This is a genomic window from Microbispora sp. CL1-1 (assembly GCF_012034195.1).
Lineage (GTDB): Bacteria > Actinomycetota > Actinomycetes > Streptosporangiales > Streptosporangiaceae > Microbispora.
Map to the genome: position 1 here is coordinate 533,482 of NZ_JAATEK010000001.1, position 6,397 is coordinate 539,878.

Consider the following 6,397-nt stretch of genomic DNA (forward strand, 5'->3'; position numbering starts at 1 on the left):
CGAAAAGTGATCCAGTCGGTGGAGCGCGCGGCGCTCATCCTGAAGGTCCTCGGGTCAGGCACCCCCCGGCTCGGGGTCACCGAGATCGCCGAGCGGGTGGGCCTGGCCAAGCCGACCGTGCACGGGCTGCTGCGCACGCTCGCCGCCTGCGAGCTGGTCGTGCAGGACCCCGACACCGGCAAGTACGCGCTCGGGCCCGCCGTGCTGCAACTCGGCAACGCCTATCTGGAGGGGTCCGAACTGCGGGCCAGGAGCCTGTTGTGGGCCGACTCTCTGGCCCAGCGGGTCAACGAGGCCGTCTGGGTCGGCACGCTGTCGGGGAGCCGGGTGATCGTGCTGCACCACGTGTTCCGGCCCGACGACGTCGTGCAGATCCTGGAGGTCGGCGCGGCGATCCCGTGGCACGCCTGCGCCCTCGGCCACGCCATCGCCGCCCACGACCCGCGCCGGGACGAGCTGCTGTCGGGCGACCTCGCCCCGCTGACCGGGCTCACCAGGACCGTCCGCGACGACCTTGAGCGGGTGCTCGCGGAGGTGCGCCGCCGGGGGTACGCGGTCGAGGACCAGGAGGCGGCGCTGGGAGACGCGGGCGTCGCCGCGCCCGTCTTCTCCCGGGACGGCTCGGTGGCCGGCGCCGTCGCCGTGGTCGGGCCGGTCGAGCGGGTGCTGGACCCGGCGCGGCGGGAGGAGATCGCGCTGGCCGTGCGCGAGACCGCACGGGCGGTCTCGCGCGATCTCGGCGCGCCCCGCTACGGCGGCCCGGCCGTCTGACCGGCCCACGTCCACCCGGCCCGAGCCCGCCCGGCCCCGGCGGCTCACGACCCGGCCGTCCAACCGGTTCGCGTGCCCCTGCTCCCGGGCGCTGGACGGGTGGGCCGGCGCCGGGACCCGGCTCGTCGCGGCCCGGCCGCGGCTCGCGGTCATCGGGAGGCGGCCGCCTTCAGCGCGCCGAACAGCAGAGCCGTGGAGGCGGCGCCGGGATCCTCGTGCCCGACGCTGCGCGGTCCCAGGTAGCTGGCCCGCCCCTTGCGCGCCTGCAACGGGACCGTCGCCCTGGCGCCCTGCTCGGCCGCGGCGGCCGCCGCCTCCAGCGCCTCCTCCGGCTTCAGCCCGTCCTGTACGGCCTGGCCCAGCGCCTTGGCGGCCGGGGCGAGGGCGTCGACCATGGTCTTGTCGCCCTCGGCCGCCGCGCCGAGGCGCTGTACGCCGGACAGGGCCGCGTTCAGGCCCGTGCTCAGCTCGGCCGGCGTGATCTCCGCGGCCTCGCCGAACGCCTTGCCCATCTCCCGGAAGGCGGTGCCGTACAGGGGACCCGAGGCCCCGCCGACCTTGCGGATCAGCGTGGATCCGACGAGCACGAGGAGCGCGCCCGGGGTCTGCGGGGAGGCGCCGGCCAGCGCCTCCTGCGCGGCGGTGAACCCGCGGTCGAGGTTGGCGCCGTGGTCGGCGTCGCCGATCGCGGCGTCCAGTTGGGTGAGGTGGTCGCGCTGTGCCCGTACGGCGGCGGCGATCTCCTCGATCCAGGCGGCGAAGAACTGGGTGTTCACGAGCGGACTCCAGAGGTTCGGATGGCGGTCAGCGGCCCCAGCGCAGCGCGGGTGTCTCCACCGGCGCGTCCCAGAGCCGGGTGAGCTCGCCGGTCAGCGAGCACGTCGTCACCGAGAAGCCTTGCATGTCGAGGCTGGTCACGTAGTTGCCGACCAGGCTGCGTACGGCCGTCGCGCCCTTCTCCCGAAGGTAGGCCTCCACCTCGGCGAAGACGATGTACAGCTCGATGAGCGGCGTGCCGCCCATGCCGTTGACCATGACGAGCGTCTCGCCGGACAGCGGCAGGTCGGCGTCGATCGCGTCCATGGCCGTACGGACGATCTCCCGGGCCTCGCGCATCGGGGCCCGGGTGCGGCCGGGCTCGCCGTGGATGCCGATGCCGAGCTCGATCTCCGTGTCGCCCAGCTCGAACGTGGGCTTGCCCGCGGCCGGGACCGTGCAGGGCGTCAGCGCCACCCCGAACGAGCGGCTGCGCTCGTTGACCTCCCGGGCGACCCGTGCCACCTCGGCCAGCGGCGCCCCGGTCTCGGCCAGCGCCCCGGCGATCTTCTCCACGAACAGCGTGGCCCCGGTGCCCCTGCGGCCCGCCGTGTAGAGGGAGTCCTGCACCGCCACGTCGTCGTTGACGAGCACGGTCGCGACCTCGACGCCTTCGTCGCCGCTCAGCTCGGCGGCCATCTCGAAGTTCAGCACGTCGCCCGTGTAGTTCTTCACGATGTGCAGCACGCCCGCGCCGCCGTCCACGCCCTTGGTCGCCTCGATGAGCTGGTCGGGGACGGGGGAGGTGAAGATCTCGCCGGGACAGGCCGCGTCGAGCATGCCGTAGCCGACGAACCCGCCGTGCAGCGGCTCGTGACCGGAACCGCCGCCGGAGACCAGGCCGACCTTGCCCTGCCGTGGGGCGTCGGCGCGGAAGACCACCTTGTTCTCGATGTCGACGCGGAGCGAGGGGTGCGCCGCGGCGATGCCGCGAAGCGCGTCGGTGACGACGGAGTCGACGCTGTTGATGAGCTTCTTCATGATGCGGTCCCTACTGCCGTGGTCGTGCTCTCCAGCTTCGTCCTTCCTCGCGAGGCCGCAAGCGCCGTGTAGGCGAGTGCCCCGATCAGGCCGCCCGCGAACTCCCCGATGAAGTACGCCGGCACCTGGGCCCAGCTCGCCGAGCCGCCCCAGGCGGCGTCCACGAGGAACGGGCCGAGGTAGCGGGCCGGGTTGATCGCGGCTCCGGTCACCGGGCCCACGATGACGATGATCGCGAAGACGATCGAGCCGATCGCCATCGGCGCCCATCCGGGTATGGCCCGCCGGTCGAGCACCCCGAAGATGACGAAGACCAGGATGAACGTGCCGATCGCCTCGACCAGCGTGCCGCGGGCGAAGCCGACCTCGGCGGCGTACGCGGTGACGCCGCCTCCGGCGGCCTTGGCGGCGTCCGCGCCGAGCGTCGCGAAGATCCCGAGCGCGCCGGCGACCGCCCCGGCGGCCTGCGCCGCTACGTAGCCGGGCACCTCACGCCAGGGGAAGCGGCCGGTCGCGGCGAGGGCGACCGTGACCGCCGGATTGATGTGGGCGCCGGAGATGTGCCCGATGGCATAGACCGTGCCCACGATGACCAGCATGAACGCGAAGCTGATCATGCCGAGCTGGGCCATGGAGAAGGGTGCCTGGGATCCGGCGGCGATGACCCCGGTGGCGGCGGCCGAGCCGGCGCCGACGTACACGAGGAAGGCGGTGCCGAGCAGTTCTGACAGGAGCTTCTGGAACGTGGAGGGGGGTGAGTCGTTCATGAGACCGTCCAGACCGTGAACATCGTTCGATAATGTCGAACGCGATTTCATAGAAGTTAAATCTGGAGGCCATCCACGTCAAGGGGTCGTCGGCGCTTCCCGCGCGGGAGCCGTCCACGGCATCCGTGTGAGGTGCGTCACTGCCGTTCATGGGCAGGCGGGCTGTCTCGTCTCTAGTGCCGAGCGCGACTTCATCAGCGCGACGAACAGAGACGACATGAAGATCTTCATCGCCGGGGCGTCCGGGGCGATCGGCACCCACCTCGTCACCCGGTTGGTGGCACGCGGCCATCAGGTGGTCGGCACGACCCGCTCGCAGGCCAAGACCGGGCCGCTGCGTGCACTGGGCGCCGAACCGGTCGCCGACGAGAACGGCCGGATCGAGCCGGACCCGCCCGGCGACGCCGCGGAGGCCGTGGCCGCGCTGCGCCACGTGGAGGATGCTGTGACCGGCATCACCTGGGCCGACGGCATCGTGCTCCGTTACGGTTCCTTCTACGGCCCCGGGACGGGCCTCAGCGCCGCGCCGGACGCGGTCATGACCGGGCAGATCCGCAAGCGGAGGTTCCCCATCATCGGCAGCGGCGACGGCGTGTGGTCGCTGGTGCACATCGCCGATGCCGCGGCGGCCACCGTCGCGGCCGTCGAGAAAGGCGAGACCGGGATCTACCACGTCGCCGACGACGACCCGGCTCCGGTGCGCGTCTGGCTGCCCTACCTGGCCCGCACGCTCGGCGCCGGACCGCCGCGCCGGGTGCCGGCCTGGCTCGCCCGCCCGCTGGCCGGTGAGGGCGCGGTCGACATGATGACGCGGGCCCGCGGGATCTCGAGCGAGAAGATCAAGCGCGAACTGGGGTGGACGCCGCAGCACCCGAGCTGGCGCACCGGATTCGTCGACGGATTGAGCTGACCCGGCATGACCACCTCGGATCTGTACGGCGAGTTGCGGCCGCGCGCCTTCGCCATCGCCTACCAGATGCTCGGCAGCGTCGGCGAAGCCGAAGACGTGGTGCAGGAAGCGTTCCTGCGGCTGCACCAGACCCAGAGCGGAGGCGAGACGATCGCCTCACCACGGGCCTACATCGCCACCCTGGTCACCCGGCTGGCCATCGACCAGTTGCGCTCGGCACGCGTACGGCGGGAGCGATACATCGGCGAATGGCTGCCGGAACCGCTCGCCACCGATCCCACGCCGGGCGAGCACGCCGAGACCGCCGACTCGCTGTCGCTGGCCGTCCTGGTGCTGCTGGAAAGCCTGACGCCGCAGCAGCGGGCCGCGTTCCTGCTCCGCGATGTGTTCGACTATCCGTACGCGGAGGTCGCCGAGATCGTCGGCACCGACGTGGACACCACAAGGCACCTGGTCGCCCGTGCCCGCGGCCATCTTCGGCAGCGCCGCTCGCGCTACCACGCCTCCCGGCAGCAGCGGCAGCAGCTCGCCGGGCGCTTCTTCGCCGCCGTCGAGCACGGCGACCTGCGCGCGCTGGAAGAGCTGCTGGCGCAGGACGTGGCGATGCACGGCGACGGTGGCGGCAAGGTGCCGGCGCTGGGACGGCCGCTCAACGGACGCCTGCGCGTGGCGCGCGTCCTGGCGGCGATGGCGCCCCTGCTGGCCCGTGCCGGCGGTGTGCGCTTCCATCTCACGCAGGTCAACGGCCAGCCGGGCGCCCTGGTCTTCGACGCCCGCGACCTGCTGGTCGGGGTGATGGGACTGGAGATCGGCGACGGCCGGATCCAGACCATCCACTCCATCGTCAACCCCGACAAGCTCCAGCATTTCGACCGGGTCGGCGACCTCGGCGCCCTGGTCCGCGCAAGCCACGGGGGCACCTGGAAGGGCTGATCTCGCCGGGCACACGGGGCTGACGCCCCCCGGCGGTCCCCAGCGCCGGCCCCCGGCGACGAGCGGCCCGCCGTCGGAACCGGCCGAGCATGGCGCTCGCATCGCGCGATGCGAGCGAGCGGCGCTGTCCCCGAACCGGCTGAGCCAGGTGCCCTGCATCGCTGATGCGATCGAGCGGCGCCGTCCCCGAACCGGCCGAGCCAGGCGCCTGCATCGCTGATGCGGCCGAGCGGTGCCGTCGCCGGACCCGGCACCGTCCGGCAGCCGCCGGAAACCACCGGTTCAACCGCCGCCGGACGCCCGGCGGCCTCTGTTCCATCCGCGCCCCTGGGCCCTTCCACGACGTTCTTACCCTTGATCACGACTGGACGACTCGATGAACCTCGCACTGTGGATCGTTGCCGGACTGCTGGCCGTGGTGGCCCTGGCCGGTGGTGCCATCAAGGCATTCACGCCGAAGGAGAAGCTCGCCGCGACCCCAGGTGGAGCATGGACGCGAAGCGTCAGCGCCGGGGGAGTCAAGACCCTCGGCGTCCTGGAGATCCTCGCCGCGGCCGGCTTCACACTGCCCCCCGCGACCGGCATCGCACCGGTGCTGGTGCCGGTGACCGCGCTCTGCTGGATCGCGCTGATGGTCGGCGCGATGATCACGCACGGCCGTCGCGGCGAGCTCCGGTTCGCGGCGCTGAACCTGGCCTACCTCGCGCTCGCCGTTTTCGTCGCCTGGGGCCGCTTCGGCCCCGGCGCCTTCACCGGCTGACCGCCGGCTTCCAGGGCGATGCCGGGGGGCCGGACCGGCGGGCTCGGTCCTGCCCCCGGCGCGGCCCCCGGCGCGACGCTTGCCGGACCACGGTCGGACCACAGTCGGACCACGGTCGGCCCGCCGCCGGACCACATGTCCCTGCTGACCGCACGCCTCTGCCAACCGCACGCCCCTGTCAACCGCACGCCTCTGCCGACCGCACGCCCCTGCCGTTCGTGGGCGTGTGCTCCCCGCGCGCCGGCGTCTACTCCCGCTGCCGGTGCCGAGGCCGCGGCCAACGCCGGAGGAAAACGTTCGAGCGCCGCGCTGTCGCCGGCGGGAAAACCGTTTGAGCCTGCCGTACGCGCTCTCGTAGGGTGCCTGCGGCCCATCGCAGTGAGGACAGAGGACATAACCGCGTGACCCCGCCCGCTCTGTAGACCTGACACCTTCTTCCGCTCACCTTCACGCCGACCG

The 6,397-nt window shown here is 72.7% G+C and carries 7 protein-coding genes; 4 read left to right on the forward strand and 3 right to left on the reverse strand.

Translation table 11 applies throughout. The annotated features are described in order from the left end of the window. Positions 1-6: 6 nt before the first annotated feature. Positions 7-771 (forward strand): IclR family transcriptional regulator, encoded by a 765-nt coding sequence (locus tag HCK04_RS02450; protein WP_142645186.1) that lies wholly within the window; start codon positions 7-9, stop codon positions 769-771. A gap of 149 nt (positions 772-920) precedes the next feature. On the opposite strand, the gene dhaL is transcribed toward HCK04_RS02450, so the two are convergent. Genes dhaL through HCK04_RS02465 form a run of 3 tightly spaced genes read right to left on the reverse strand, consistent with a single transcriptional unit; the run spans position 921 to position 3,335 of the window. Beyond that, positions 921-1,547, reverse strand: a complete 627-nt coding sequence (gene dhaL / locus HCK04_RS02455; protein ID WP_142645187.1) for a dihydroxyacetone kinase subunit DhaL — start codon at positions 1,545-1,547, stop codon at positions 921-923. A 28-nt stretch (positions 1,548-1,575) separates the two neighbouring features. Further along, positions 1,576-2,568 carry a dihydroxyacetone kinase subunit DhaK gene (gene dhaK / locus HCK04_RS02460; protein WP_142645188.1) on the reverse strand — a complete coding sequence of 331 codons (993 nt, stop codon included), beginning with the start codon at positions 2,566-2,568 and terminating at the stop codon, positions 1,576-1,578. Continuing rightward, positions 2,565-3,335 carry an MIP/aquaporin family protein gene (locus HCK04_RS02465; protein WP_142645189.1) on the reverse strand — a complete coding sequence of 257 codons (771 nt, stop codon included), beginning with the start codon at positions 3,333-3,335 and terminating at the stop codon, positions 2,565-2,567. The genes dhaK and HCK04_RS02465 overlap by 4 nt, the downstream gene beginning before the upstream one ends. Before the next feature lie 217 nt (positions 3,336-3,552). Between HCK04_RS02465 and HCK04_RS02470 the strand changes: the two genes are divergently transcribed. The 3 genes from HCK04_RS02470 (at position 3,553) to HCK04_RS02480 (ending at position 5,938) form a co-directional block, all read left to right on the forward strand. Then, entirely contained in the window at positions 3,553-4,245 is a 693-nt protein-coding gene (locus HCK04_RS02470; protein WP_142645190.1) for an NAD-dependent epimerase/dehydratase family protein, read from the forward strand. 6 nt (positions 4,246-4,251) lie between these two features. After that, positions 4,252-5,178, forward strand: coding sequence for an RNA polymerase sigma-70 factor (locus tag HCK04_RS02475; RefSeq protein ID WP_142645191.1), 927 nt, complete (start codon positions 4,252-4,254; stop codon positions 5,176-5,178). Between the two features lie 376 nt (positions 5,179-5,554). Next, entirely contained in the window at positions 5,555-5,938 is a 384-nt protein-coding gene (locus tag HCK04_RS02480) for a DoxX family protein (RefSeq protein WP_142645192.1), read from the forward strand. Positions 5,939-6,397 lie beyond the last annotated feature (459 nt).

What these genes read in the sequence shown, in the direction of transcription:
- HCK04_RS02470 (WP_142645190.1), top strand. Translation starts at nt 3,553, where the DNA reads ATGAAGATCTTCATCGCCGGGGCGTCCGGGGCGATCGGCACCCACCTC.
- HCK04_RS02480 (WP_142645192.1), top strand. Translation starts at nt 5,555, where the DNA reads ATGAACCTCGCACTGTGGATCGTTGCCGGACTGCTGGCCGTGGTGGCC.
- HCK04_RS02465 (WP_142645189.1), bottom strand. Translation starts at nt 3,335, where the DNA reads ATGAACGACTCACCCCCCTCCACGTTCCAGAAGCTCCTGTCAGAACTG.
- dhaK (WP_142645188.1), bottom strand. Translation starts at nt 2,568, where the DNA reads ATGAAGAAGCTCATCAACAGCGTCGACTCCGTCGTCACCGACGCGCTT.
- HCK04_RS02475 (WP_142645191.1), top strand. Translation starts at nt 4,252, where the DNA reads ATGACCACCTCGGATCTGTACGGCGAGTTGCGGCCGCGCGCCTTCGCC.